Source organism: Agromyces sp. NPDC058484, from assembly GCF_042720415.1.
In the GTDB taxonomy this organism is placed as follows: domain Bacteria; phylum Actinomycetota; class Actinomycetes; order Actinomycetales; family Microbacteriaceae; genus Agromyces.
The window spans coordinates 69,748-94,252 of sequence record NZ_JBHXMP010000001.1 but is presented as its reverse complement, the minus strand read 5'-3'; the positions used below and the strand labels follow the sequence as shown (position 1 = coordinate 94,252).

The window sequence follows — 24,505 nt, the reverse complement described above, 5'->3', positions numbered from 1 at the left end:
CCCCAGTTTCGAACATATATTCGAACAAGGCAAGTCGAAGACGCCGACCGTCCCGGAGACGAAAGAAGGCCGGATCGTGATGATCCGGCCTTCTTCACAACGCGTGCGCGAGGGGGGACTTGAACCCCCACGCCCGTTAGGGCACTAGCACCTCAAGCTAGCGCGTCTGCCATTTCCGCCACCCGCGCGTTGTGTTCGGCCCGCGATCGCTCGGAGGCCCGAGAGACGACACTAGCACGGAATCCCGGGGGCTCCGAACCCCGCGTGGCCCGGTCACCGAAGGGCGGCTACGGTGAGACGCATGGCCGACTCATCCGCAATCCAAGAGCCCCTGCCCGAGCTCGACAAGACGGCGGTGATCGCCCGAGACCTCATCCGCATCGACACCTCGAACTACGGTGAGGGCAAGGCGAACGGCGAACGCGAGGCGGCCGAGTACGTCGAGGCGAAGCTCGCCGCCCTCGGCCTCGCGCCGCAGCTCTTCGAGCCCGAACCGCGACGCACGAGCGTCGTCGCACGCGTGCCGGGGCGCAACCCGGAGAAGCCCGCACTCGTGCTGCACGGCCACCTCGACGTCGTGCCCGCCGACGCGCGCAACTGGAGCGTCGACCCGTTCGCGGGCGAGATCAAGGGCGGCATGCTGTGGGGCCGCGGCGCGGTCGACATGAAGGACATGGACGCGATGATGCTCACCGCCCTCGGCGACATCATCGGCGCGGGCTCGCTTCCCGAGCGCGAGATCGTCCTCGCATTCTTCGCCGACGAGGAGGCCGGCGGCGGCACCGGGGCGAGCTGGCTCGTCGATCACCATCCCGAGCTCTTCGCGGGCGCCACCGAGGCGATCAGCGAGGTCGGCGGTTACTCGATCACGGTCGGCGGCACGCGGGCGTACCTCCTGCAGACGGGGGAGAAGTCGCTCATCTGGGTGCGGCTCGTCGCCCGGGGCGTCGCCGCGCACGGGTCGCGTCTCATCCGCGACAACGCCATCACGACGCTCGCCGAGGCGATCGCGCGCCTCGGCCGCACCGAGTGGCCCGTGCACCTGACCGACACGACGCGCGAGCTCCTCGCCGCGATCGCGGGGGCACTCGGCGTCGACCCCGAACAGGTCTCGCCCGACGAGCTCGCGCTTGCCGCCGGCTCCGCCTCGGGATTCATCACCGCGACGCTCCGCACGACCTCGAATCCGACCGTGCTCGACGCCGGATACAAGCACAACGTGATCCCCGACCACGCCGAGGCGCTCGTCGACATCCGCACCCTGCCCGGTGAAGAGGAGGCGGTGCTGGCCGAGATCCGCGAGATCGTCGGCGACGACGTCGACGTCCAGGTCGTGCATCGCGACGTCGGCCTCGAAGCGTCGACGACCGGGCCGCTCGTCGAGGCCGTCACGCGATCGATCGGCGTGCACGACCCCGGGGCATCCGTGTTCCCCTACCTTCTCTCGGGCGGCACCGACAACAAGTCGCTCAGCCGGCTCGGCATCGCGGGGTACGGGTTCGCTCCGCTCCGCCTGCCCGAGGGCCTCGACTTCCCCGGCATGTTCCATGGCGTCGACGAGCGGGTTCCCCTCGACGCACTAGTCTTCGGTAGGCGGGTCCTCAGAGACCTGCTCCTCGACTACTGAACACCCTCGACCCTCCGGCATCCGCGGAGACGGAAGGCGGATCCGCGACGTGATCGAAGCGCTCATCCTCGGCCTCGTGCAGGGGCTCACCGAGTTCCTGCCCATCTCCTCGAGCGCCCATCTGCGGATCCTGGGGGAGTTCCTGCCGAGCGCCGAGGACCCGGGGGCCGCGTTCACCGCGATCACCCAGCTCGGCACCGAGACCGCGGTCGTGGTGTTCTTCTGGCGCGACATCGTGCGCATCGTCTCCCACTGGTTCGGCTCGTTCACGGGGCGCGTCCCCCGGCACGATCCCGACGCGCGCATGGGCTGGCTCATCATCGTCGGCTCGGTGCCGATCGTCGCGCTCGGCATCCTGTTCCAGGACGCGATCGAGACGAGCCTGCGCTCGCTCTGGATCGTCGCGACGATGCTCGTCGTGTTCGGCATCATCCTCGGCCTCGCCGACTGGGCGGGCGCGAAGAACCGCACGCTCGACCAGATCACGGTGCCGCACGGCGTTCTGTTCGGCCTGGCCCAGGCGCTCGCGCTGATCCCCGGGGTGTCGCGGTCGGGCGGCACGATCACGATGGGACTGTTCCTCGGGTACGAGCGGTCGGTCGCGGCACGCTACGCGTTCCTGCTCGCGATCCCGGCGGTGTTCGGCTCGGGCCTCTACCAGCTGATCAAGAGCTGGGGCGAGCCCGCGGTCTACGGGCCGCTCGAGACCGCCGCCGCGACGATCGTCGCGTTCGTCGTCGCGATCCTCGTCATCGCCTTCTTCATGAACTACATCTCGAAGCGCAGCTTCCTGCCGTTCGTGATCTACCGCATCGCCCTCGGCGGACTCATCTTCCTCCTGCTCGGCACGGGGGCGATCCAGCCCTGAACGGATGCCGCGGCTCGGCGCCATGCGGCCATGCTCAGGGGCCGGGGCGCGGACCCTCGCCGCGACCGTCGGCCCGTCCCTCTGGTCCGTCGCCGCGCCGTCGCAGGTAGCGCTCGAACTCCTGCGCGATGGCCTCGCCGCTCGCCTCGGGCGCATCCACTGCGTCGCGGGCCTGCTCGAGCTGGGTGATGTAGCCGGCCATGTCCTCGTCGTCGGCGGCGAGCGCGTCGACGCCGGCCTCCCACGCCTTTGCCTCGGCCTCGAGCGTGCCTCTGGGGATCGAGAGCCCCGTGAGCTCCTCGAGCTTCGCCAGCAGCGCTAGCACGGCCTTCGGCGAAGGGGCGTTGTGCACGTAGTGCGGCACCGAGGCCCAGAGCGACACCACCGGGATGCCGTCGCGCTCGGCCTGGTCGGCGATCACGCTGAGGATGCCGACGGGCCCCTCGTAACTCGATCGTTCGAGGCTGAGCGCCGTGCGCACCTCGGGGTTGTCGCTCGACGCGAAGACCGAGAGCGGGCGGGTGTGCGGCGCGTCCGCGAGCATCGCGCCGAGCAGGATGATGCCCTCGATGTCGGCGGTGAGCGCAGCGTCGACGAGTTCGGCGGCGAACCCCTTCCAGCTGCGGGCGGGCTCGGCGCCGAGGAGCACGTGCAGGGTGTCGGCGCCCGGGCCCGTGACATGGTCCTCGTCGCTCGGCAACGGCTCGCCGCTCGGGCCGAGGATCGCGGCCCCCGGCCATTCGAGGCGTCGCACGCCGTCGTCGCCGACGGCGACAGTGGGTCGGGTGAACTGATAGTCGAAGTAGAGCTCGGGGTCGACCGCCGCGATCTCGGCGAGGCCCAGCCGCTGCACGAGGAGCTTCGCGGCTCCGGTCGCCGCCTCGCCGGCGTCGTTCCATCCCTCGAATGCGACGACGAGCAGCCTTCCGCCCTCGAAACCGGCCGGCTGATTCACTCCTGGTGCCCCGCTTCCCGCCCCGGACGACCCGGGTCCCCTCCACAATAGGCCGTGCCCGTAGACTTGCGGGTTGTGACTACTCGCCTTCCCGCCGCGGTGCTCTGGGACATGGACGGAACCCTCGTCGACACCGAACGCTACTGGATGGCGGCCGAGGAGGAGCTCGTCGCGTCCTTCGGCGGCCGCTGGACCCACGAAGACGCACTCGGCCTCGTCGGCAGCGGCCTCTGGGAGGCTGCCGCCGTGTTCCAGGCGGCGGGCGTCGACCTCGACGCCGACACGATCGTCGCGCGACTCACCGCACGCGTGAAGGAGCAGCTGGCCGAGCACGGCGTGCCGTGGCGCCCCGGCGCCCGCGAGCTGCTCGAGGCGTTGCGCGAGGCATCCGTGCCCACCGCGCTCGTCACCATGTCGGTGCGCTCGATGGCCGACGACGTGATCGGCGCGATCCCCTTCGAGGCGTTCGACGTCATCGTCACCGGCGACGCGGTCGAGAACGCGAAGCCCCACCCTGAGCCCTACCTCGCCGCGGCCGCCGCACTCGGCGTCGACGTGCGCCAGTGCGTCGCGATCGAGGACTCGCCCGCGGGGCTCACCTCGGCGTGGGCGGCGGGGGCCGTCACGGTCGGTGTGCCGAACATCCTGCCGCTCGACGAGGCGCCCGCGCATGTGCTGTGGCAGACCCTCGCCGACAAATCGGTGACGGATGTCGCGGCCCTCCTCGACGCGCGAGACGCACGGAAGGCACGCACGTGACCGGGAGCCGCGGCGAACGCAGCGGGCCGTTCCGCGCCGGCGACCGGGTGCAGCTCACCGGGCCCAAGGGCCGGATGCACACCATCACGCTCGAACCGGGCAAGCTCTTCCACTCGCACAAGGGCCCGATCGCGCACGACGATCTGATCGGCAGGCCCGACGGATCGGTGGTCGCGAACCAGGTCGGCGTCGAGTACCTCGCGCTGCGGCCGCTCCTCTCCGACTTCGTGATGTCGATGCCGCGGGGTGCCGCGATCGTGTATCCGAAGGATGCCGCGCAGATTCTCGCGCAGGCCGACATCTTCCCCGGCGCGACCGTGGTCGAGGCGGGCGTGGGCTCGGGTGCGCTCTCGCTCTGGCTCCTCCGCGCGATCGGCCCGGCCGGCCGCCTCCTCTCGTTCGAGCGTCGAGAGGAGTTCGCGGACGTCGCGCGCGGCAACGTGGCGACGTTCCACGGCGCCGACCCCGAGAACTGGTCGATCACGCTCGGCGACCTGGCGCTCACCCTGCCCGAGGCGACTCCCGCGGCATCCGTCGACCGGGTCGTGCTCGACATGCTCGCGCCGTGGGAGTGCCTCGACGCCGTGTCGACCGCGCTGAAGCCCGGCGGCGTGCTGCTCTGCTACATCGCGACGGCCACCCAGCTGTCCCGCGTGGCCGAGGCGATCCGCGCGACCGGCGAGTACACCGAGCCGAACTCGTCCGAGACGATGGTGCGCGGCTGGCACGTGCAGGGGCTCGCGGTCAGGCCCGATCACCGCATGATCGCGCACACCGGGTTCCTCATCACCGCCCGCAGGCTCGCACCCGGCACCGTGCTGCCCGAGCTCAAGCGCCGCCCCGCCAAGACCGAGTTCAGCGACGACGACGTCGAGGCGTGGACGCCCGGCGCGCTCGGCGAACGCCAGGTGAGCGACAAGGCGCTGCGCAAGCGGGTCAGGGCAGCGGATGCCGCGGCCGAGCGCTCCCGTGCGGCCGACGCGTCCGCCGACACCGAGCCCCCCGGCGAAGCCGGGTAGGCTTTCCGAGGACTTTCACCGCCCTCCGCGACCCATCGAAGAATCGAGGATCAGTGCGCACGTCTCTCGCGCTCATCGTCACGGCCGGCCTCGTCGCCGTGACCCTCTCCGGTTGCGCGCCCGCGCCCGCACCCGAGGCGTCGCCCGGGCGGTCGTCCGATGTGGTGGTGGTGAAGGGCGATTTCGGCGAGAAGCCGCGGGTGGAGTTCCCGACGCCGCTCATGCCCGACGAGACGCAGTGCACCGAGGTCATCGAGGGCGAGGGTGAACTCCTCCAGGAAGGTCAGTTCCTGCTGCTCGGGGCGTCGCTGTTCAACGCCGCGACCGGGGAGCTCGAGCAGTCGGTCGGCTACGACGGCCAGCCGGTGGGCCTGACGATCGGCGAGGGCACGCTGCCCGCATTCGTGAAGGGGCTCAGCTGCGCCCGAGAAGGGTCCCGGGTCGTGGTCGTCGCACCTGCAGACGAGCTGATCCCGTCGTCGGCCGATCCTGAGTCGGTAGCGGGCGGTGACAACGTGGTGGCGGTGTTCGACGTGCTTCGCGCCTTCCCCACCCGCGCCGAGGGTGCAGTACGCCTGTCCCGCGACGGGTTCCCCGCCGTCGTGCTCGCACCCGACGGCCGCCCCGGCATCACGGTGCCCAAGACCGACCCGCCCGAGCACACCGAGGTCGAGGTGCTCAAGCAGGGCAACGGCCAGGTCGTCGAAGACGGCGACACGGTCGTGGTGCACTACACGGGCGTGCTCTGGAACGACAACTCGGTCTTCGACTCGAGCTGGGAGGCCGGCCAGCCGGCCACGTTCGTCGTCGGCGAAGGGGGCCAGGTGGTGCCCGGGTTCTCGGAGGCGATCGTCGGCCAGGAGGTCGGCTCGCAGGTCGGCGTCATCATCCCGCCGTCCGAGGGGTACGGCGACCAGGAGAGTGCCCAGATCCCGGCGGGTTCCACGCTGTTCTTCGTCATCGACATTCTGGGCGTCATCTGAGCGTGCGCCGGCAGCCGCACGCGCACGGCGCTTCAGTATGATCGCTCGTGTGGCTGGCGAGGCGGGCAGGGCAGATGCAAAGATCCCGGTCGAGGACCGGCTGTTCAGCCTCGTGCTCGCGCTGCTCGCTACCGAGACGGGCCTCCTGAAGTCCGAGATCCTGTCGTCCGTGCGCGGCTACGCCGAGCGCTACGACGCGTCGGGCCGGAATGCGAACCTCGAGCGCCAGTTCGAGCGTGACAAGGACGACATCCGCGAGCTCGGCATCCCGCTCGAGACCGTCGAGTCACCCGACCGTCCCGGAGACAACCAGGCGCTCCGCTACCGCATCCCGAAGGGCCGGTACGACCTGCCCGACGAGGTGCGCTTCACGCCCGATGAGCTCGCACTCCTGGGCCTCGCCGCCGAGGTCTGGCGTGAGGCATCCCTCTCGTCCGACTCCCAGCGGGCGCTCACCAAGCTGCGCTCGCTCGGCATCGAGCCGCGCGACCCCGTGATCGGATACGCGCCGCGGCTCCGGGTGCGCGACGCCGCGTTCGAGCCGCTGCGTCAGGCGCTCGACCGACGCCAGACGGTGCGATTCCGATACTTCAAGCCAGGTGAGGCCCGACCGCGCGAGCGCACGGTCGATCCGCTCGCGGTGGTGCTGCACGAGGGGCGCTGGCACCTGCACGCGCACGACCGCGACGCCGGCGGCCCGCGCACCTTCCTGCTCTCGCGCATCGTCGGCGGAGTGGAGCCGGTTCCCGGCGCGACCTTCGAGGCGCCGCCTCCCGGCATCCAGGATCGCATCCTCGCCGAGCTCGACGAACTGCGACTCCGGAACGCCGCCGACCTCGCCGTCACCGCGGGCAGCGACGCCGAGGTGCGGCTCGGCAAGCGCGCCGTGCTGCGCGACGAGGACACCGGCGTCATCCGCCTCCACTACACGGATGCCGCGGTGTTCGCCGACGAGCTCGCCGCCTACGGTCCCGAGGTGCGGGTGCTCGGCCCCACCTCGCTCCGCGACGCCGTCCGGCAGCGACTCGAGGCCGTCGTCGCGGCGCACCGCAACGGGGGAGCAGCGTGATGGCCGAGCGCGCGAAACCGCTGAAGGCGCCCGACAAGCTCGTCTTCCTGCTGTCGTTCGTGCCCTACCTGCTCGAGCAGCGCGTGGTCGACGTCGCCGAGGCGGCACAGCACTTCGGCATGACCGAGGCGGAGATCCGCGACGCGGTACGCCTCATCGCCACCTCGGGGCTTCCCGGTTCGACGGGCACGTACCAGCCGAACGACCTCTTCGACATCGACTGGGATGCCTTCGAAGACGACGACGTGATCGTCATCGTGCACCACGTCGCGATCGACGACGCGCCGCGCCTCTCCGCACGCGAGGCCGCGGCGCTCATCGCCGGGCTCCAGTACCTCTCGGCCTCGCCTGAGAACGCCGGCAGCGCGTCGCTCGCGTCGCTCATGGCGAAGCTCACGGCCGGCGCCTCCTCCGCGCCCAGTCGTCTCGCCATCGCCGAGACCGAAGCGGATGCCTCGCTCGGCCTCATCCGTCGAGCCGTCACCGAGGGCCGCCAGCTCGAGTTCGACTACCTGAACGCGCGCGGCGTGGCCGGGCGACGCCGGGCCGATCCGCTTCGCATCGTCTCGCAGGACGCGGACTGGTACCTCCAGGCGTACTGCCACACCCGCGAAGATGTGCGGAACTTCCGGGTCGATCGCATGAGCGGCCTCCTCGTCACCGACGAGCCGATCGGCGACCACTCGCAGCTCGCCGTGCCCGAGACGCTGTTCACCGGGTCCGACACCGACCTCGACGTCGTGGTCGACGTCGCCCCCGAAACCCTTCCGCTGCTCGCCGACTACCTCGCGGACTCCCGCACGAGCGAGGTCGACGGGCGCCTTCGAGTGACCCTCCGGCTCGCCCATGTGCATGGCCTCAAGCGTCTCGTCGCGGGCCTGCCCGGGCTCGTCACGGTCGTCTCGCCCGCCGAGGCGCGGGCCGCGGTCGAGAGCTGGGCGGCCGCCGGCCTGGCGGGCTACGCGAGTGCGGAGGCATCCGCCATCGAGCGTGCGACCGACGACGGGTCGACCGGGTAGACTGACTGCGACGATCCCGCAGAACGGACCCCGAACATGCTTCAAGGCCTCACCGGATGGCACTTCCTCATCATCCTGGTCATCATCCTGCTGCTCTTCGGCGCGCCCAAGCTTCCGGCACTCGCGCGCAGCCTCGGCCAGTCGATGAAGATCCTGAAGTCCGAGACACGCTCCGACAAGGACGACGCGACGGGTGAGGCGGGTGACACCGCGGCCGACGAGAAGCCGAAGCCCGGCGCCGACTCATCCAAGCCGAGCGCCTGAGTCCCATGTCCGCGACGACGGCTCGCGGGGCGAAGAACCGAGAGAGGCGGATGTCCCTCGGGGCTCACCTTCTCGAACTCCGCAAGCGCCTCTTCATCTCGGCGATCGCGATCGTGGTCGGCGCCGCCCTCGGCTGGTGGCTCACCGACGCGTTCGTGTGGGAGGCCATCCAGGAGCCCGTCGATCGAGTCGCCGAGGCCCAGGGCACCGACACGGCCGTCGTGTTCCCCACGATCTCGAGTGCGTTCGACCTGCGCCTGCAGCTGGCGTTCACGCTCGGCATCGTGATCTCGAGCCCCGTCTGGCTGTACCAGATCTTCGCGTTCCTCGTTCCGGGACTGAACTCCAAGGAGCGCAGGTTCACCTTCGGATTCTTCGCGTCGGCCATCCCGCTGTTTCTCGCGGGGTGCGCGGCGGGGTGGTTCGTGCTGCCGAACATCGTCCACCTCATGACGGGCTTCGTCCCATCCGATGCGGCGACGCTGCTCACCGCGCGCGAGTACATCGACTTCGTGCAGAAGCTCGTCATCGCGATCGGCATCGCCTTCGTGCTGCCGGTCTTCATCGTGCTCCTCAATTTCGCCGGTGTGATCTCGGCGGCTTCGATCATCAAGTCATGGCGTGTGGCGATCCTCGTGATCGTGCTGTTCACGGCGGTCGCAACGCCCGCGGCCGACGTCATCTCGATGTTCATGCTCGCGGTGCCGATGGTGGTGCTGTACTTCACCGCGTGGTTCATCGCCCACCTGCACGACCGCCGTGTCGAACGACGCAACCGCCTGGAGTTCGGAACGCCTGTCTAGTCTGGAGGGGTGATGAGCCTCTCACCGGCTGAGCGGTACACCCGGTCGCGCGAACACCGACGCCAGCCGCGACTCGCAGAGTTCGCGTCGAGGCTCCGTTTCGACCTCGACCCGTTCCAGAGGGCGAGCTGTGCCGCGCTCGACGAGGGGCGAAGCGTGCTCGTTGCGGCACCGACCGGTGCGGGCAAGACGGTCGTCGCCGAGTTCGCCGTGTTCCTGGCGATGCAGGAGCCCGACGACAAGGTCTTCTACACGACGCCGATCAAGGCGCTGAGCAACCAGAAGTACCAGGAGCTCGCTGATGAGTGGGGTGCCGGCGAGGTGGGACTCCTCACCGGCGACACCAACATCAATTCGGGTGCCCGCATCGTGGTGATGACCACCGAGGTGTTGCGGAACATGCTCTACGCGGATTCGCCGCTCCTCGATCGCCTCGCCTACGTGGTGATGGACGAGGTGCATTATCTCGCCGACCGCTTCCGCGGTGCCGTGTGGGAGGAGGTCATCATCCACCTCCCCGAGGAGGTTCGGCTCGTCTCGCTGTCCGCGACGGTGTCGAACGCGGAGGAGTTCGGCGACTGGCTCCAGGCGGTGCGCGGGGATACCGACGTGATCGTCTCCGAGGATCGACCCGTGCCGCTCGAGCAGCACGTCCTCGTGAAGGGCAAGCTCCTCGACCTGTTCGATTCGTCGGGCCAGGCGTCAGCCAATCGCGTGAACCCCGAACTGCAGCGCGTCGCGCGGTCGGGCGGCCGCTCGATCTCGTCGCGCTCCGCTCGCGGTCGCCGCGGCAGCGACCGCGGCAGGTTCCACCAGCAGGCCCAGGCCGCCGGGCGCCTCGAGCGGCCCGACGTCGTCGAGTTGCTGCACGGCAAGCACCTGCTCCCGGCGATCGTGTTCAACTTCTCGCGCGCCGGGTGCGACCAGGCGGTGCGACAGGTGCTCCGCTCCGGCATCCGCCTCACCGAGGCCGCAGAGCGCGACGAGATCCGCGGGATCGTCGAGGCGAGGGCGCGGATGCTCCGCGACGAAGACCTGGCCGTGCTCGGCTACTGGGAATGGCTCGAGGGACTCCAGCGCGGCGTCGCCGCGCACCACGCGGGAATGCTGCCGGCGTTCAAGGAGGTCGTCGAGGAGCTCTTCCAGCTGAAGCTCCTGAAGGTCGTGTTCGCCACCGAGACCCTCGCGCTCGGCGTGAACATGCCGGCGCGATCGGTGGTGCTCGAGAAGCTCGAGAAGTTCAACGGCGAGGCGCGCGTGCCGATCACGCCGGGGGAGTACACGCAGTTGACGGGCCGTGCGGGCCGGCGCGGCATCGACATCGAGGGCCACTCGGTCATCCAGTGGGCCGACGGGCTCGACCCAGAGGGTGTCGCGTCGCTCGCGTCGCGGCGCAGCTACCCGCTGAACTCGAGCTTCAAGCCCACGTACAACATGGCGGTGAACCTCATCGACCAGTTCGGCCGGGAGCGCACGAGGCAGATCCTCGAACTCTCCTTCGCGCAGTTCCAGGCCGACCGGGCCGTCGTCGACCTCGCGCGAACGCTGCGCAAGCAGGAGGAGTCGATGGCCGGGTTCGAGGAGGCGATGCGCTGCCACCTCGGCGACTTCGGCGAGTACGCCTCCATCCGGCGGCGCATCGGCGAGCTCGAGCGGCAGGCTTCGAAGGGCAATCCCACCCACGCTCAGCGGGAGCGGATGCAACGAGAGCTGACCGGTGCGCGCAAGGCGATGCGGGCGCATCCGTGCCACGGTTGCGCCGAGCGCGAGCAGCATGCGCGCTGGGCCGAGCGGTGGTGGCGCCTGAGGCAGGAGCACGACCAGTTGTCGCGCCAGATCCGCACCCGCACCGGGCAGGTCGCCAAGCGGTTCGATCGGGTTGCCGAGGTGCTCGAACGACTCGGCTACCTCGAGCGGGACTCCCGCGCCGAGTTGGTCTCGGCAGCGCCGGGGCGCATCCTGAAGCGCATCTACGGTGAGCGCGACCTGCTCGTCGCGGAGAGCCTGCGGCTCGGGCTCTGGGACGGCCTCGACGTGCCGTCGCTCGCCGCGATGGCGGCCTCGCTCGTCTACGAGTCACGGCGCGACGATCGCGGCGAGCAGTTCCGCCTGCCGCGTGGCAGGTTCCGCGACGCCTTCGACCGCACGACGGACGTCTGGAGCGAACTCGACGATCTCGAGCGCGAGCACCGCCTCTCGGGCAGCGAGCAGCCGTCGCCGGCGCTCGCGTCGGCCATGCACGCCTGGGCCGGCGGCGCCGGACTCGGTTCGGTGCTCGCCGACACCGAGCTGGCGGCCGGGGACTTCGTGCGGCTCACCAAGCAGGTGATCGACATGCTCGATCAGATCTCGATCGTGGCCGACGCCGAGCTCGGCGCAACCGCGCGTGCCGCGATCGACGCGGTTCGTCGGGGCGTCGTCGCCTACGGCTCCGTCGCGTGACGACCCACGCCGTTCACCTAGGCTGATCTGGTGCCCGAACGCGAACCGCGACCCCTGCTGCCGCTGTGGGCCGCCGTGCTCGTCGCCATCATCGGCGGGCTCGTCTACGATCTGGGTTTTCCGGGCGCGAGCGTGTGGCCGCTGGCCTTCGTAGGAATAGCGCTCGCGCTCATCAGCCTGATCGGACGTTCGGCGTGGGCGGCGTTCCACCTCGGTCTGGTGTTCGGGCTGGCGTTCTACCTCCAGCAGGTGTCATGGACGTCGCTCTACCTCGGCCCGGTGCCGTGGATCGCCCTTTCGGTGCTCGAGTCGTTGTTCGTGGCGGGCGGGGCCGTACTGATCGCGCTCGCGTACCGCTGGGTGCCACGAGCGAGCCCGTCTCGGTGGGTGCGACTGGTCTGGCTGCCGCTGCTCGTGGCAGGGCTCTGGTGCGTCCGCGAAGCGGCGACCGGCTCGATCCCGTACGGCGGATTCCCGTGGGGTCGTGCCGCACTGAGCCAGGCCGAGAGTCCCTTCGCCGAGGTCGTGTCGTGGGTCGGGTCGACCGGGCTCGGCTTCGTGATGGTGGCGATCGTGGCGGGCGTCATTGAGTGGGTGCGCTTACGCGGCTGGGAAGACCTTCGATCGGCGATCCCCGTTGTCGCACTCGCCATCGTCGCCGTCGCGGTCCCGGCGTGGCCCACGGCCCCGATCGGCGAGCTGCGGGTCGCGAGCGTTCAGGGCAACGGACCATCCGGCTACTTCGACGAACGGGAGCCGGGCGACGTGCTCGCGGCGCAGCTCGCGGCGACCGAGCCCATCCTCGACGAACGCGGCATCGACGTGCTGCTCTGGCCCGAGGGGGGCTCCGATATCGACCCCACACGCAGCGAGTCGGTGGCACGCATCTTCGACCGGCTCAGCGAGCAACTCGAAGCCCCGGTCGTGCTGAACACGGTGACGGTGCGCGGCGACGAGTTCTTCAACACCTCGCTGCTCTGGCGTGCGGGGGAGGGGGCGGTCGACAGCTTCGACAAGCGCAACCCCGTGCCGTTCGGCGAGTACGTCCCCGACCGGGGGTTCTGGGAGCCGCTCGCCCCCGACCTGATCGGCCTGATCCAGCGCGGCTACACGCCCGGCACGAATCCGCCCGTGTTCGATCTCGGCGACGCCGTGACAGGACTCGCGATCTGCTTCGACGTGATCTACGACGAGCTCATCTGGGAGGGAGCACGCGACGGCGCCCAGCTCTACATGTTCCAGACGAACAACGCGGACTTCCGCGGCACGGATGAGAACGAGCAGCAGCTCTCGATCGCGCGCCTCCGCGCCATCGAGACCGGGCGCTCCGTGGTGAACATCTCGACGGTCGGCACGAGCCAGGTGATCGACCCGACGGGTCGAACGATCGACTCGTTGCCCGCCTACGAGCCGGGAGCGATGGTCACCGACGTCGAACTGCGCGAGGGCCTGACGCCGTCGGTCGTGCTGGGCGGGGCGGTGCCGCTCACGATCGTGCTCGGTTCCCTCGCCGGACTGGTCGCCGCCGGCGTCATCGCACGACGGACGCCGCGCTCCCGCGAGGCGACGGGCGACGCCGACGAGGAGTGACCAGGCTGCGGCTCAGGCGCCGATCTTCTGGCCGCGACGTGCGCGCAGGTAGTTGAGGCGCTCCTGCAGGATCTCCTCGAGTTCGGCACGTGTACGACGCTCGAGCAGCATGTCCCAGTGCGTGCGCGCGACCTTCTCGCCCGAGCGGTCGATCTCGACCGGCTTCGAGTCGACGAGCAGCGTCGCGGCGGCGCCGCAGTAGCGGCACTCCCATGTCTCGGGGAGCTCGGCTTCGGTCGAGAACGTCATCACCGTCTCACGGCTGCACACCTCACAGCGGTAGGTGTAGTCGGCACGGTCGGCGAAGACCACGCCGTCCTCGCTCTGCAGGCTCTGGGCACCGATACGCATGCCCCGAAGGCTCCGGTCCGCCATGGCGTACTCCTCTCGATCGTCTTCAGGTATAAACGATCAAGCTGGGCATTCCCTTGCCAGGGACTGGGTGATTACCGGGGAATTCTCAGTTTCGGGCGGCGATGAGCTGAAGGGCGAGGTCGGCGCGGTCGGTGACGAGACCATCGACCCCGAGGTCGAGCAAGTGCGTCATATCGGCAGGGTCGTTCACCGTCCACACGTGCACCTCCGCGCCCGCGCCGTGCGCCAGGTCGATGAAGCGCGAAGTGACCAGGCGCAGCGGGCCCACGCGTTCGGGGACCTGGAGCGCAGCCGCACCACGGAGTGCACGCAGCATGCCGCCGCGCGAGCCGACGAGCGACGCCAGGCGGGCACGGATGACTCCGGCGCGGCCGGCCGAGGTCACGGCACCGGGGACCATCGCGCCGAGGCGGCGCCGGCGCGAATCGGAGAAGCTGGTGAGCAGCACCCGAGACGCTGCGCGGGTTCGCTCCAGCGCAGACACTGCGGGGAGGACTGCGGCATCGGCCTTCACGTCGATGTTGAACCACGCGTCGGGGAACGCATCGAGCACCTCCTCGAGCGACGCGAAGCCCTGGCCGCCTCCGAGTTCGATGCGTCGCAGTTCGGCCATCGTGAGCTTCGCGACCTCGAGGTCGCGACCGGCGACCCGTTTCAGATCGGGGTCGTGCGAGATCACCGCGATGCCGTCGCTCGAGACGTGCACGTCGGTCTCGAGATAGATCGCACCGACGGACGCGGCGTTCGCGAACGCGAGGAGCGTGTTCTCGGGTGCCTCCGTCGCGAGGCCGCGGTGCGCGAGCACGCGCGGCCTCGGCGGATCGAAGTACGTCGACGCCACGGCTGACCCGTCAGGGGTGGGCGGCAGGCGGGGTCGCCGGCCCGGGGGGCGGCGTCGTGACATTCGTCGCGCTCGTCGTCGTCGGCGTGAACGCGCGGCCGATGCCCTTGAGCGCCTCGGTGAGCTCGCTCGGCACGATCCAGAGCTTGTTCGCCTCGCCCTGCGCGATCTGCGGCAGCATCTGCAGGTACTGGTAACCGAGGAGCTTCGGGTCGGGATCGCCCTTGTGGATTGCGTCGAACACCGTCAGGATCGCCTCCGCCTCGCCCTGGGCGCGGAGCACGGCCGCCTTCGCGTCGCCCTCCGCCTTGAGGATCGCGGCCTGCCGCTCGCCCTCGGCGGTGAGGATCGCCGACTGCTTCGTGCCCTCCGCGGTGAGGATGAGCGCACGGCGATCGCGCTCGGCACGCATCTGCTTCTCCATCGAATCCTGGATGGAGTGGGGCGGATCGATGGCCTTGAGTTCGACGCGGGACACGCGAATGCCCCATTTCCCGGTCGCCTCGTCGAGCACGACACGCAGTTGGCCGTTGATGTTGTCACGCGAGGTCAGCGCTTCTTCGAGGTTCAGGCCGCCGACCACGTTCCGGAGCGTGGTGGTCGTGAGCTGTTCGACCGCCCCGAGGTAGTTCGCGATCTCGTACGTCGCCGCCCTGGCATCCGTCACCTGGAAGTAGACCACCGTATCGATCGAGACGACGAGGTTGTCTTCGGTGATGACGGGCTGCGGTGGGAACGACACGACCTGTTCGCGCATGTCCACGAGGGGTCGCACCCGATCGATGAACGGCACCAGGATGTTGAGGCCGGGTGCGAGCGTCCTGTGGTACCTGCCCAGCCGCTCGACGATGCCGGCGTACGCCTGCGGGATGATCCGGATCGCTCGGATCAGGACGACCAGCACGAAGATCGCGATGACGACGAGCAGGACGATCACGAAGATCTGGCCGACGAAACCATCGATGCTGATCATGGGAGCTCCTCTGCAGCCGAACGGGTGAAGTGGTCAGGCATCGTCGCGCTCGACCGGAACGACGACCACGGTGGCTCCGTCGACGAGAGCCACTCGGACGGAAGTCCCGGTCTCGACGATGGACCGGCCGGATTCCGGCGCGAGCCTCGCCGTCCACGTCTCACCGTTGGCGAGCCTGACGAGTCCGGTCGTATCGGCGATGGGAGAGACGACTCGACCCGACATCCCGGCCAAGGCGGCGATGTTGCTGGGCGTCGGGTCCGCGCCTCGGCGCATGTAGCGCAGCAGCACGGGCCGGATGGTGAGCAGGAGAAGCACCGAGACGACGGCGGCGGTGAGGATCTGCGCCCACCACTCCCAGCCGAGGAGGTAGGCTCCGAGCCCGGCGACCGACCCGAAGGCGATCATGAGGAACGTGAACTCGAGCGTCAGCAGTTCGATGATCACGCAGACGAAGACGAGGATGAGCCAGACGATCCAGACGTACTGGGTCAGGTCCAACATGCGATCGCCCCTTCGACGTCCTGTGACTGAAACCTATCACCGGAGGCCCGCCGGCACGCCTACTCGCGCGGGGTGCTGCGCTCGATCGGGACGACGACCGCCGTCGCCCCGTCGACTCCCGTGACGAGGACGCGCCCACCGACCGGAACGTCGGCCTGCTCGGTCATGGGGGAGAGGCGTGCGCTCCAGACGTCTCCGTTCTGGAGACGAATCCGACCGACCGACGACGTGACCGTTCGCATCACGGCTGCCTCGCCGCCGACCACCGCGTCGATGCCGCTGCGCGCCGAATCGCCGCCGCGCCGAAGCATCCGCATGAGCGTCGGCCGGAGCGCCAGGATGAGCACGATGGCGGCGACGGCGGCGACGACGAACTGCGCCCACCACGGAATGCCGAACAATCCGGAGACGAGACCCACGAGGCTGCCGAAGGCGAGCATCAGGAAGGTCATCTCGAGGGTGAACACTTCGATGGCGGCGAACGTGAGGATCAGCACCGACCAGGCGATCCACGCGTACTGTGTCAGCACATCCAAGTCCGTCTCCTCCGCACGGCCCCCGCCTCGAAACCTACCGTACGGATGCCGCGGCGGGGGAGTTGATAGTCTCGGTTCGGCGCCCCGCCAGGACCCCTTGGTCCGTCACTGCAAGCCACGAGGAGTTCCCGCCGTGACCAACCCACTCGCACCTGGATCCCTCGATGGTCGTGTCGCCCTCGTGACCGGCTCCTCGCGCGGCATCGGCGCCGACACCGTGCGCTATCTTGCGGACGCAGGCGCCGCCGTCGTCGTGAACTACCGCAGCAAGGCACCCCGAGCCGAGAAGGTCGTCGCCGAGATCACGGGGGCGGGCGGCCGGGCGATCGCCGTCGGTGCAGACCTCACGGATGCGGCATCCGTTGCGGAGATGTTCGAGCGCACCGTTGCCGAGCTCGGGCCCATCGACGTCCTCGTCTTGAATGCCTCGGGCGGCATGGAGACCGGCATGGGCGACGACTACGCGATGCGCCTCAACCGCGATGCGCAGGTGAACGTGATCGAAGGCGCATTGCCGCACCTGGCCGCGGGTGCCCGGATCGTGTTCGTCACGAGCCATCAGGCGCATTTCATCCGCACGACGCCGACCATGCCTGAGTACGAGCCCGTCGCCCTGTCGAAGCGTGCCGGTGAAGATGCGCTGCGTGCCATGGTGCCCCGACTCGAGGCCGCCGGCTACGGGTTCGTCGTCGTGTCGGGCGACATGATCGAGGGCACGATCACCGCGACCCTGCTCGAACGGGCGAACCCCGGTGCGATCGAGGCTCGCAAGCACGACGCCGGCCGGCTCTACAACGTCTCGGAGTTCGCGGCCGAGGTTGCGGCGGCCGCCGTCGACCCGGTTCCCGCCGACCACACGCGGTACGTCGGCGACACCTCCGGCTTCGTGCGCGAGAGCTGATCCAGCCGTTCGCACGGCGTGCGACGAGGGCCGGTCTCCGACGTGTCGAACGCAGGGACCGGCCTTCGTGGCATCCGACTATGCGGTTGCGGCCTTCGCGCCGCGACCGAAGGTGAACGCGCGCACGATCTGCATGATGCCGAGCACGATCAGGCCGATGCCGACGATCCACCACAGCACCACCACGTAGAGCGGCGAGAACAGCAGCACGATGCCCGCGATGATGCTGAGGATGCCGAAGAAGATCGCCCAGCCCCGCGAGGGCGAATCGCTCGACTGCACCAGAGCGACGACTCCCTCGACGATCCAGAGGATGCCGATCAGGATGCCGAGGAAGATGCCGACGACGACGGCGCTCTCCGTCGGATTGGACACCGCGAGGACACCGCCGATCACGAACAGCACGCCGAGGATGATGTCGAGAGCCCGCGCGCCGCCCGAGATGCCCTTCGAGAAGATGCCGAGGCCGGCGTAGGCGAGACCGGCGATGATCAGGTAGATCCCGAGGATCACCGTGAGCACGACGGCCGAGTCCTTCGGCCAGAACGTGATCAGGATGCCGACGATCAGCGCGACGACGCCCGAGATGCCGAGCGTGGCGCGCACCGTGTTGACGGCTTCCGTCGACAGGTCCGCTGAATCCAGCGAGAACCCGGCGAAGACCGTGTTGGATTGCGGCGAAGACATGACATGTCCTTTCTGGAGCGACGAGGTGCGTTGCACGAGTCAGGGTATTCCTCAACGGCGGCTGAGTGTCGGATGTGCGCGCGCGCGTCGATGTCGTCGCCTGCGAGACGAAGCGTCGTCTGCGGGGGGCATCCGGTCGCCGGGGAAGAGGCGGCCCGAGTGGATCGACCGTCGGATCGATCAGGATCGGAGAAGCACGCGACGAACCAACCGCATAACCTGAGATCGATGCCGCACTCAACGTGGCACCGCCGAAGCGGGAAATCCCAGAGGAGAATCACGATGGCCGAGACCGACACGTCCGGAGGGCTGAGCAAGGAGGAGCGCGACGCCGTCAAGCAGCGCGCCAAGGAACTCCGAGAGCAGGAGAAGGCGGGAAAGAACCGCGCGGCCGGTGAGAAGGCGGTCCTGGAGGCCATCGCCGAACTGGAGCCCGACGACAAGGTCCTCGCCGAAGGGCTGCACAAGGTCGTCACCGAGGTCGCCCCCGACCTCGTCCCGAAGACGTACTACGGCATGCCCGGGTACGCGAACGCCGAGGGCAAGATGCTCGTGTTCATCCAGCCGGCCAAGAAGTTCAAGACGCGCTACGCGACGATCGGCTTCGAAGACAAGGCCGACCTCGACGACGGTGACCTGTGGCCCGTCGGGTTTGCCGTCCTCAGCTGGACGCCGGCGGTGGAGCAGAAGGTCACCGAGCTCGTTCGCAGGGCCGTCGACTGACGGATGGTTCGGAAGCGAGCCCGACTCCGAAGGCGAATGAGGCGGCGCCATCTCAACAACCCTGCGCGCCGATAATGCACATTATGTCGGTTGCGTCTCAACTCCCTGCGCTGGAGACGAACCGGCCTGCCTGCCCGACCTCCCCCATCGTGCGCCGCCCGGACAGTCGGGACACGTACGCGTCCGCCGATTCCTCACGAAGCGACTTCCTCCTTCGAGGGTCAAACAACTGGCGCGGTGGCCACCAGTTCCACAGCCAGACCCTGAGGCGTCACGGTCACCGTGGCCATCGTGAGGTCGACGATGACGGCATCGGCCGCCTGCAAGTCGGCCGATGCATGGGAGGTGGCGACAGCCACGACCTGCGCTCCCGCCGCACGGCCCGCGCGGATTCCGGCCGGTGCGTCCTCGATGACCAGGCAGCGGCGCACATCGACGCCGAGCGCCGCGGCGGCCGCGAGATACCCTTCGGGATCGGGCTTGCCGACTGCGACGTTCTCGGCGGCCACCAGGACACACGGCACCGGCAGCCCGGCAGCCTGAAGCCGTGCCGTCATGAGTGCGGCTGAGCCGGATGTCACGGCGCCCACGCGTTCGGCCGGCAACGAGGCCAACAGCGATCGCGCCGCCGGCAAAGCGACGACGTCGGCAAGGTCGTGCAGTTCGAGCTGCTCCAGCTCGGCGACCGCCGCCTCCTGCTCACCCTCCGGCATGAACTGGGCAACGGTGTCCTCGCTGCGCCGCCCATGGCATACGCGGAGGATCTCCTCCGCATTGATTCCGCGGCGCGCCGCCCACGTGCGCCAGGTGCGTTCGACCGCGGCGGTGGAGTCGACGAGCGTTCCATCGATGTCGAACAGGATGGCATCAACGTGCAGGCGCATGGGTCCAATCTACGGACCGAGGCGCACATCTTCTCGACGCTTGCCGTTCCGGCAGCTCAGCTTTCCTCGCCCCGCCCCTCGAGCTTCTCGAGACGGCTGCCCGTCGCAGGCATCCCGAGTTCGTTGAGCGGGCCCGTGACGTCGTGCTCGGGCAACCGTTCATCGGTCGGGCAGATGAGCACCGTGTTCGGCGTCGAGTGGTCGACGACGTGCTCGAACATCGGGTGACCGCAGATGGGACACGGACGCTGGTCGACCGGCGTCGGGTCCTGCTCACGTTCCTCGGGCGGCGGCGTCGGACCGAAGGCGGGCAGCAACGCCCGGTCGACACGATCGAAGAATCGTGTGAACGTATTGCCCTCAGGCGGGCTCGCCTCTTCGCGTGCCATGCGCCCGATGGTACGCCCGCTCCCCCGTCGCGCGCCAGAGGCACGTGGGCGACGAGCGCCACTCGGACGAACTCGCCCACCGACGCCCCTACAGTGGAGACCATGACGGATGCCCCGACTCGCCCGGTCACCATCATCACTGGTGCCAGCCGCGGCATCGGCGCGGCGATCGCCGAACGGCTCGCTGCCGACGGACACGACCTCGCGCTGACCTTTCGGGAGCGCGAAGCGGATGCCGCGGACGTCGCGCGCGTCTGCGAGGCATCCGGTGCTCGCGTGATGCTGCTCCGCATCGACCTCGGCGACCTCGACCAGGCGGCGTCGGTCGTGCCGGCGGCGATCGCCGAGTTCGGCACCGTCACCGGCCTCGTGAACAACGCGGGCATCACCGGCCGCATCGGCGGTTTCCTCGACGGCTCGATCGAGGAGGCCGAACACCTCTTCCGCGTCAACGTGCTCGCGCCCATCGTGCTGACCCGCGCGGCCATCGCGCACATGGCGACGGATCGGGGCGGCATCGGCGGTTGCGTCGTCAACATCTCATCGGGTGCTGCCAGGAGCGGCGCACCGAACACGTACATCCCGTATGCGATGAGCAAGGCGGCGATCAACGCCCTCACCACGGGCACCTCGAAGGAGTTCGGGGCGGTCGGCGTGCGCGTGAACACCGTCTCTCCCGGAACGACCCGCACCGAGATCCACGCCGCTGCCGGGCGCCCGAACGCGCCCGACGAGCGCGCGCCGAACATCCCGATGCGGCGTCCGGGCGAGGTGCACGAGGTCGCCGGGGCCGTCGCGTACCTCTTCTCAGCGGATGCCTCGTACACCTCGGGTGCCGACATCCGTGTCGCCGGCGGCAATTGACCGCGGAGCCGCCGGCCTCAGTGCTCGCCGAAGCCCGACTCGGCCAGCGCGACGATCGCCTCGACGGCCGCGAGCCCGTCGGGGTCGTCGCTCGCGATCTCGACGGTCGCGCCCCTCGTGAGTCCGAGTGACATGATGCCGAGCAGGCTCTTCGCGTCGGCGCCGTTCACGGTCACCTTCTGCGGGAACGTGCTCGCGAGCTTCACGAGCTCGGCGGCCGGCCGCGCGTGCAGCCCGTCTGCGTTGACGAGCGTCACCGTGCGCGAGCCGGCCGCCGGTGGCGATTCCAGAGGAGCGCCGGATGCCGCGGCCGCGCCGTTCTCCGCGACGGCTCCGCCCCCGCCCCGTGCCGACTCCGCCGCGGCGACCACGTGGCCGAGGTCGTCGCCGGCCTCGGCGGCCACCGCCGCGGCCACTCCCCCTTCGACCAGCGGCGCATCCACGATGCGCACGCGAGCACGCGTCTCGTCGTCGAGAAAATCGAGCGCGGTCTCAGCCGTCAGGATGGCCGAGCCCAGGTCGCAGAGCACTGCGACGCCCTCGCCGGAATCGGCATCGGCGATGGCGCCGCTCACGAGGTCGAAGCTCGTGCCGATCCGCCCGTCGTCCGTGCCGCCGGCCGCGACGAGCGCGGCCGACGGCGCCATCTGACGCGCAAGGTCGACGAGCCCCTCCGCGATGCGCGTGGAGTGCGACACGAAGACCACGCCGACCCTGCCGGATGCCGCCACCTCAGGCTCCCGCCGCGGCGGATGCCGTCTCGGCGGCTGCGCGCAGCAGGAGCGCGGTCGACTGCGCCCCCGGATCCCGGTGGCCGGCCGACCGCTCGCCGAGGTAGCTCGCGCGTCCCTTGCGGGCGACGAGCGGCTCGGTCGCGACCGCTCCCGCCTCGGCCGCGTCGGCCGCGGCCGTGAGCACCGCCGCGGCATCCGCACCGTCCGAAGCGGCCGCCTCCGCAGCGTCGACGGCGGGGGTCCACGCGTCGATCATGGTCTTGTCACCGGGCTCGGCCTTGCCTCGCAGCACGATGCCGTCCCGAGCCGCTGCGAGGACTGCGGCGACGGCCTGGCCGTCGAGCGAGGTCGCCGAGTCGGCGGCGACGGCGCCCTTGAGGTACGCCGTGCCGTAGAGCGGCCCTGCCGCGCCGCCTACGGTGGAGATGAGGGTCGTCGCGACGAGCTTGAGCACGTCACCGGGCGTGGACCCGGCGGGCAGGTCGTCGAGTTTCGGGAGCACGGCCTGAAAACCGCGATCCATGTTCTCGCCGTGGTCGCCGTCACCGATCTCGCGATCGAGCGTGATGAGCTCGACCCGATGCTCGGCCACGACGTCCGCGCTCCGCCTGACCCAGTCCACTGCCCAGGTGATGTCCAGCCCCACGGTTGCCTCCTCTATCGTCCCCACCGAAGTGCCGCGGTCTGCACCGGGGAATCCCACAGTTCGATCATCTCGTCGTCGAGCCGGAGCATCGTGATCGACATCCCCTGCATCTCGAGCGAGGTGATGTAGTTGCCGACGAGCGAGCGAGCGATGTCTATGCCGTGCTCTTCGAGCCGTTCGGCGGCGCGCCGATAGGCGAGGTAGAGCTCGACGAGCGGCGTTCCTCCCATGCCGTTCACGAAGAGCAGCACGCGGTCGCCGTCGGCGAGCCCCAGATCGTCGAGGATCGGGTCGATCAAACGGTCGACGAGCCGGTCGGCCGGCTCGAGCTTGACGCGCTCGCGTCCGGGCTCGCCGTGGATGCCGATGCCGATCTCGATCTCGTCCTCGGCGAGGGTGAAGCTCGGCTCTCCGGCGTGCGGCACGATACATGGCGTGAGTGCGAGGCCCATCGAGCGGACGTTCTCGTTCACGCGTTCGGCGACGGCCGCGACCTCGTCGAGCGAGTCGCCGCGTTCGGCGGCGGCGCCCGTGATCTTCTCGACGAGCACGGTTCCGCCCACACCGCGCCGGCCGGCCGTGTAGAGGGAATCCTTGACGGCGACATCGTCGTCGGTGACGACCGCTCGCACCGTGATGCCCTCGGCTGCCGCCAGATCGGCCGCCGTCTCGAAGTTGAGCACGTCGCCCGTGTAGTTCTTCACGATGTGGAGCACTCCTGCACCGCCGTCGACGGCCTTCGTGGCGGCGAGGATCGGATCGGGCGTCGGCGACGTGAAGACGGCGCCCGGCACGGCGGCGTCGAGCATGCCGAACCCGACGAAACCCGCGTGCAGCGGCTCATGGCCGCTGCCGCCGCCGCTGACGATGCCGACCTTGCCGGCGATCGGTGCGTCGGCGCGGGCGACGTGGATCGGGTCCATCTGCACGCGCACGATGTCGGCGTGTGCGAGCCCGAACCCGGCGACCGACTCGTCGACGACGCGTTTCGGATCGTTGATGATCTTCTTCACAGGTGTCCCTTCTCCCCTGGCTGCCGCACGCCGCACGACCGTGCATCGGCGCCGACGAAGCGCTTCCCGTCAACCTACGCCAGCGCGTCGGCCTGTCGGTAGGGGCTTCGCGGAAATGCCGCCCGCCCATTCCCACCTGAACGTGGGCTGAGTATGGTGGGCAGTGTTCCGCCCCTGGGCGAAGCGTTCGGGGCCAAGCGAAGAGGATGGATGGTCAGGTGGAGAATCTCGGTGCAGTTTTCCTCTCGGAGATCGTCGGTACTGCGATGCTGACGCTTCTCGGTTGTGGCGTCGTCGCGAACGTCGCGCTCATCAAGAACAAGGGCTTCGGCGGCGGGTTCCTCATGGTCACCATCGGATGGGGCTTCGCCGTCTTCGCCGGCGTCATCGTGGCATTCAACTCGGGGGCGCACCTGAACCCCGCCGTGACGCTGGGCCAGGCGATGTACCAGCTCGCCGAGGGCACCGGCGAGTATGTGCCGGGAATTCCCGTGAACGTGCTCACGACGATCACCTATATCGGTGCCGAGCTCATCGGCGCATTCCTCGGTGCAGTCGTGATGTGGCTCGCCTACCGGAACCACTTCAACGAGGAGCCGGATCCGGCCAGCAAACTCGGCGTGTTCTCGACGGGCCCGGCGATCCGTTCCTACGGCTGGAACCTCGTCACCGAGGTCATCGGCACCTTCGTCCTCGTCTTCGTCATCATCGCCTTCAGCCGGGGCGGGACGCCGGCAGAACTCGGTGCCATCCCCGTCGCCTTCCTGGTGATCGCGATCGGCGTGTCCCTCGGTGGCCCGACCGGCTACGCCATCAACCCGGCCCGCGACCTCGGTCCGCGCATCGCCCACTTCGTGCTCCCCATCCAGGGCAAGGGGTCGAGCGACTGGTCCTACTCATGGGTTCCGGTCGTCGGACCTGTCGTCGGCGGCATCCTGGCCGGCCTGGTGGCCATTCCGCTCCTGCCGATCATCGGCTGACACCCGCGACCCGGCCGGCTCTCTTGTCCGGCACGGTAGCGGCGCGCTTCCCGCACA

The 24,505-nt window shown here is 69.5% G+C and carries 27 protein-coding genes and 1 tRNA gene; 15 read left to right on the top strand and 13 right to left on the bottom strand.

All coding sequences use genetic code 11. From position 1 onward, the window contains the following. Positions 1 to 104: 104 nt before the first annotated feature. Positions 105 to 188 (bottom strand) — tRNA-Leu (locus ACFWN7_RS00450). Positions 189 to 301: 113 nt separating this feature from the next. Between ACFWN7_RS00450 and ACFWN7_RS00445 the strand changes: the two genes are divergently transcribed. Together ACFWN7_RS00445 and ACFWN7_RS00440 are read left to right on the top strand one after the other, a co-directional pair. Then, positions 302 to 1,627, top strand: coding sequence for a M20/M25/M40 family metallo-hydrolase (locus ACFWN7_RS00445; protein WP_376936676.1), 1,326 nt, complete (start codon positions 302 to 304; stop codon positions 1,625 to 1,627). 49 nt (positions 1,628 to 1,676) lie between these two features. Further along, the gene (locus ACFWN7_RS00440; protein WP_376936675.1) at positions 1,677 to 2,495 is read left to right on the top strand and encodes an undecaprenyl-diphosphate phosphatase; all 819 of its coding nucleotides are present in this window, start codon (positions 1,677 to 1,679) and stop codon (positions 2,493 to 2,495) included. A gap of 34 nt (positions 2,496 to 2,529) precedes the next feature. Here ACFWN7_RS00440 and ACFWN7_RS00435 read toward each other — a convergent pair whose 3' ends face one another. Further along, positions 2,530 to 3,450, bottom strand: a complete 921-nt coding sequence (locus ACFWN7_RS00435) for a PAC2 family protein (RefSeq protein ID WP_376936674.1) — start codon at positions 3,448 to 3,450, stop codon at positions 2,530 to 2,532. Between the two features lie 75 nt (positions 3,451 to 3,525). Between ACFWN7_RS00435 and ACFWN7_RS00430 the strand changes: the two genes are divergently transcribed. Genes ACFWN7_RS00430 through lnt form a run of 9 tightly spaced genes read left to right on the top strand, consistent with a single transcriptional unit; the run spans position 3,526 to position 13,398 of the window. Continuing rightward, positions 3,526 to 4,209, top strand: a complete 684-nt coding sequence (locus tag ACFWN7_RS00430) for an HAD family hydrolase (protein ID WP_376936673.1) — start codon at positions 3,526 to 3,528, stop codon at positions 4,207 to 4,209. Beyond that, positions 4,206 to 5,228, top strand: coding sequence for a tRNA (adenine-N1)-methyltransferase (locus ACFWN7_RS00425; RefSeq protein WP_376936671.1), 1,023 nt, complete (start codon positions 4,206 to 4,208; stop codon positions 5,226 to 5,228). The genes ACFWN7_RS00430 and ACFWN7_RS00425 overlap by 4 nt, the downstream gene beginning before the upstream one ends. A gap of 53 nt (positions 5,229 to 5,281) precedes the next feature. Next, positions 5,282 to 6,211 carry an FKBP-type peptidyl-prolyl cis-trans isomerase gene (locus tag ACFWN7_RS00420; RefSeq protein WP_376936670.1) on the top strand — a complete coding sequence of 310 codons (930 nt, stop codon included), beginning with the start codon at positions 5,282 to 5,284 and terminating at the stop codon, positions 6,209 to 6,211. A gap of 49 nt (positions 6,212 to 6,260) precedes the next feature. Continuing rightward, on the top strand, positions 6,261 to 7,280 hold the full coding sequence (locus tag ACFWN7_RS00415; protein ID WP_376936669.1) for a helix-turn-helix transcriptional regulator: 1,020 nt from the start codon (positions 6,261 to 6,263) through the stop codon (positions 7,278 to 7,280). After that, complete coding sequence (locus ACFWN7_RS00410) at positions 7,280 to 8,299, top strand: helix-turn-helix transcriptional regulator (RefSeq protein ID WP_376936668.1); 1,020 nt, start codon at positions 7,280 to 7,282, stop codon at positions 8,297 to 8,299. Before ACFWN7_RS00415 ends, ACFWN7_RS00410 begins: the two co-directional genes overlap by 1 nt. 36 nt (positions 8,300 to 8,335) lie before the next feature. Then, positions 8,336 to 8,563, top strand: a complete 228-nt coding sequence (gene tatA / locus ACFWN7_RS00405; RefSeq protein WP_376936667.1) for a twin-arginine translocase TatA/TatE family subunit — start codon at positions 8,336 to 8,338, stop codon at positions 8,561 to 8,563. 50 nt (positions 8,564 to 8,613) lie between these two features. Continuing rightward, a complete protein-coding gene (tatC, locus tag ACFWN7_RS00400) occupies positions 8,614 to 9,366 on the top strand; it encodes a twin-arginine translocase subunit TatC (protein WP_376936666.1) in 753 nt (250 codons plus the stop codon). Positions 9,367 to 9,378: 12 nt separating this feature from the next. Next, positions 9,379 to 11,808, top strand: a complete 2,430-nt coding sequence (locus ACFWN7_RS00395) for a DEAD/DEAH box helicase (protein ID WP_376936665.1) — start codon at positions 9,379 to 9,381, stop codon at positions 11,806 to 11,808. A 30-nt stretch (positions 11,809 to 11,838) separates the two neighbouring features. Then, complete coding sequence (lnt, locus tag ACFWN7_RS00390; protein ID WP_376936664.1) at positions 11,839 to 13,398, top strand: apolipoprotein N-acyltransferase; 1,560 nt, start codon at positions 11,839 to 11,841, stop codon at positions 13,396 to 13,398. Between the two features lie 12 nt (positions 13,399 to 13,410). Here the strand turns inward: lnt and ACFWN7_RS00385 are convergent, their stop codons facing one another. The 5 genes from ACFWN7_RS00385 to ACFWN7_RS00365 form a co-directional block, all read right to left on the bottom strand. Beyond that, positions 13,411 to 13,773 (bottom strand): RNA polymerase-binding protein RbpA, encoded by a 363-nt coding sequence (locus ACFWN7_RS00385; RefSeq protein ID WP_376936663.1) that lies wholly within the window; start codon positions 13,771 to 13,773, stop codon positions 13,411 to 13,413. A gap of 85 nt (positions 13,774 to 13,858) precedes the next feature. Then, positions 13,859 to 14,614, bottom strand: coding sequence for a glycerophosphodiester phosphodiesterase (locus ACFWN7_RS00380; RefSeq protein WP_376936662.1), 756 nt, complete (start codon positions 14,612 to 14,614; stop codon positions 13,859 to 13,861). Between the two features lie 10 nt (positions 14,615 to 14,624). Next, a complete protein-coding gene (locus tag ACFWN7_RS00375) occupies positions 14,625 to 15,587 on the bottom strand; it encodes an SPFH domain-containing protein (protein ID WP_376936661.1) in 963 nt (320 codons plus the stop codon). A gap of 33 nt (positions 15,588 to 15,620) precedes the next feature. After that, a complete protein-coding gene (locus tag ACFWN7_RS00370) occupies positions 15,621 to 16,091 on the bottom strand; it encodes an NfeD family protein (RefSeq protein WP_376936660.1) in 471 nt (156 codons plus the stop codon). Positions 16,092 to 16,150: 59 nt separating this feature from the next. Then, positions 16,151 to 16,621 (bottom strand): NfeD family protein, encoded by a 471-nt coding sequence (locus ACFWN7_RS00365; protein WP_376937095.1) that lies wholly within the window; start codon positions 16,619 to 16,621, stop codon positions 16,151 to 16,153. 139 nt (positions 16,622 to 16,760) lie between these two features. Between ACFWN7_RS00365 and ACFWN7_RS00360 the strand changes: the two genes are divergently transcribed. After that, entirely contained in the window at positions 16,761 to 17,528 is a 768-nt protein-coding gene (locus ACFWN7_RS00360) for an SDR family oxidoreductase (RefSeq protein WP_376936659.1), read from the top strand. Positions 17,529 to 17,606: 78 nt separating this feature from the next. On the opposite strand, the gene ACFWN7_RS00355 is transcribed toward ACFWN7_RS00360, so the two are convergent. Beyond that, positions 17,607 to 18,215, bottom strand: coding sequence for an HdeD family acid-resistance protein (locus ACFWN7_RS00355; protein WP_376936658.1), 609 nt, complete (start codon positions 18,213 to 18,215; stop codon positions 17,607 to 17,609). Between the two features lie 282 nt (positions 18,216 to 18,497). Between ACFWN7_RS00355 and ACFWN7_RS00350 the strand changes: the two genes are divergently transcribed. Then, positions 18,498 to 18,938 carry an iron chaperone gene (locus tag ACFWN7_RS00350; protein WP_376936657.1) on the top strand — a complete coding sequence of 147 codons (441 nt, stop codon included), beginning with the start codon at positions 18,498 to 18,500 and terminating at the stop codon, positions 18,936 to 18,938. 221 nt (positions 18,939 to 19,159) lie between these two features. Here the strand turns inward: ACFWN7_RS00350 and ACFWN7_RS00345 are convergent, their stop codons facing one another. Continuing rightward, a complete protein-coding gene (locus ACFWN7_RS00345; protein WP_376936656.1) occupies positions 19,160 to 19,822 on the bottom strand; it encodes an HAD-IA family hydrolase in 663 nt (220 codons plus the stop codon). A 56-nt stretch (positions 19,823 to 19,878) separates the two neighbouring features. Further along, the gene (locus ACFWN7_RS00340; protein ID WP_376936655.1) at positions 19,879 to 20,211 is read right to left on the bottom strand and encodes a hypothetical protein; all 333 of its coding nucleotides are present in this window, start codon (positions 20,209 to 20,211) and stop codon (positions 19,879 to 19,881) included. Positions 20,212 to 20,313: 102 nt separating this feature from the next. Between ACFWN7_RS00340 and ACFWN7_RS00335 the strand changes: the two genes are divergently transcribed. Further along, the gene (locus ACFWN7_RS00335; RefSeq protein WP_376936654.1) at positions 20,314 to 21,075 is read left to right on the top strand and encodes an SDR family NAD(P)-dependent oxidoreductase; all 762 of its coding nucleotides are present in this window, start codon (positions 20,314 to 20,316) and stop codon (positions 21,073 to 21,075) included. A 17-nt stretch (positions 21,076 to 21,092) separates the two neighbouring features. Here ACFWN7_RS00335 and dhaM read toward each other — a convergent pair whose 3' ends face one another. From dhaM to dhaK, 3 genes are read right to left on the bottom strand one after another with little or no spacing between them, the layout of a single operon-like run. Further along, entirely contained in the window at positions 21,093 to 21,806 is a 714-nt protein-coding gene (gene dhaM, locus ACFWN7_RS00330) for a dihydroxyacetone kinase phosphoryl donor subunit DhaM (RefSeq protein WP_376936653.1), read from the bottom strand. 1 nt (position 21,807) lies between these two features. Next, positions 21,808 to 22,455: a dihydroxyacetone kinase subunit DhaL gene (gene dhaL / locus ACFWN7_RS00325; RefSeq protein WP_376936652.1), complete on the bottom strand. Its 648-nt coding sequence runs from the start codon at positions 22,453 to 22,455 to the stop codon at positions 21,808 to 21,810. Between the two features lie 11 nt (positions 22,456 to 22,466). Beyond that, a complete protein-coding gene (dhaK, locus tag ACFWN7_RS00320) occupies positions 22,467 to 23,468 on the bottom strand; it encodes a dihydroxyacetone kinase subunit DhaK (protein WP_376936650.1) in 1,002 nt (333 codons plus the stop codon). Positions 23,469 to 23,734: 266 nt separating this feature from the next. On the opposite strand from dhaK, the gene ACFWN7_RS00315 reads away from it, so the two are divergent. Continuing rightward, positions 23,735 to 24,448: an MIP/aquaporin family protein gene (locus tag ACFWN7_RS00315; protein ID WP_376937094.1), complete on the top strand. Its 714-nt coding sequence runs from the start codon at positions 23,735 to 23,737 to the stop codon at positions 24,446 to 24,448. Positions 24,449 to 24,505: the final 57 nt, after the last annotated feature.

What these genes read in the sequence shown, in the direction of transcription:
- ACFWN7_RS00375 (WP_376936661.1), bottom strand. Translation starts at nt 15,587, where the DNA reads ATGATCAGCATCGATGGTTTCGTCGGCCAGATCTTCGTGATCGTCCTG.
- ACFWN7_RS00350 (WP_376936657.1), top strand. Translation starts at nt 18,498, where the DNA reads ATGGCCGAGACCGACACGTCCGGAGGGCTGAGCAAGGAGGAGCGCGAC.
- ACFWN7_RS00395 (WP_376936665.1), top strand. Translation starts at nt 9,379, where the DNA reads ATGAGCCTCTCACCGGCTGAGCGGTACACCCGGTCGCGCGAACACCGA.
- ACFWN7_RS00445 (WP_376936676.1), top strand. Translation starts at nt 302, where the DNA reads ATGGCCGACTCATCCGCAATCCAAGAGCCCCTGCCCGAGCTCGACAAG.
- ACFWN7_RS00335 (WP_376936654.1), top strand. Translation starts at nt 20,314, where the DNA reads ATGACGGATGCCCCGACTCGCCCGGTCACCATCATCACTGGTGCCAGC.
- tatA (WP_376936667.1), top strand. Translation starts at nt 8,336, where the DNA reads ATGCTTCAAGGCCTCACCGGATGGCACTTCCTCATCATCCTGGTCATC.
- ACFWN7_RS00315 (WP_376937094.1), top strand. Translation starts at nt 23,735, where the DNA reads ATGCTGACGCTTCTCGGTTGTGGCGTCGTCGCGAACGTCGCGCTCATC.
- ACFWN7_RS00370 (WP_376936660.1), bottom strand. Translation starts at nt 16,091, where the DNA reads ATGTTGGACCTGACCCAGTACGTCTGGATCGTCTGGCTCATCCTCGTC.
- ACFWN7_RS00345 (WP_376936656.1), bottom strand. Translation starts at nt 19,822, where the DNA reads ATGCGCCTGCACGTTGATGCCATCCTGTTCGACATCGATGGAACGCTC.
- ACFWN7_RS00410 (WP_376936668.1), top strand. Translation starts at nt 7,280, where the DNA reads ATGGCCGAGCGCGCGAAACCGCTGAAGGCGCCCGACAAGCTCGTCTTC.
- ACFWN7_RS00340 (WP_376936655.1), bottom strand. Translation starts at nt 20,211, where the DNA reads ATGGCACGCGAAGAGGCGAGCCCGCCTGAGGGCAATACGTTCACACGA.
- tatC (WP_376936666.1), top strand. Translation starts at nt 8,614, where the DNA reads ATGTCCCTCGGGGCTCACCTTCTCGAACTCCGCAAGCGCCTCTTCATC.
- ACFWN7_RS00385 (WP_376936663.1), bottom strand. Translation starts at nt 13,773, where the DNA reads ATGGCGGACCGGAGCCTTCGGGGCATGCGTATCGGTGCCCAGAGCCTG.
- ACFWN7_RS00355 (WP_376936658.1), bottom strand. Translation starts at nt 18,215, where the DNA reads ATGTCTTCGCCGCAATCCAACACGGTCTTCGCCGGGTTCTCGCTGGAT.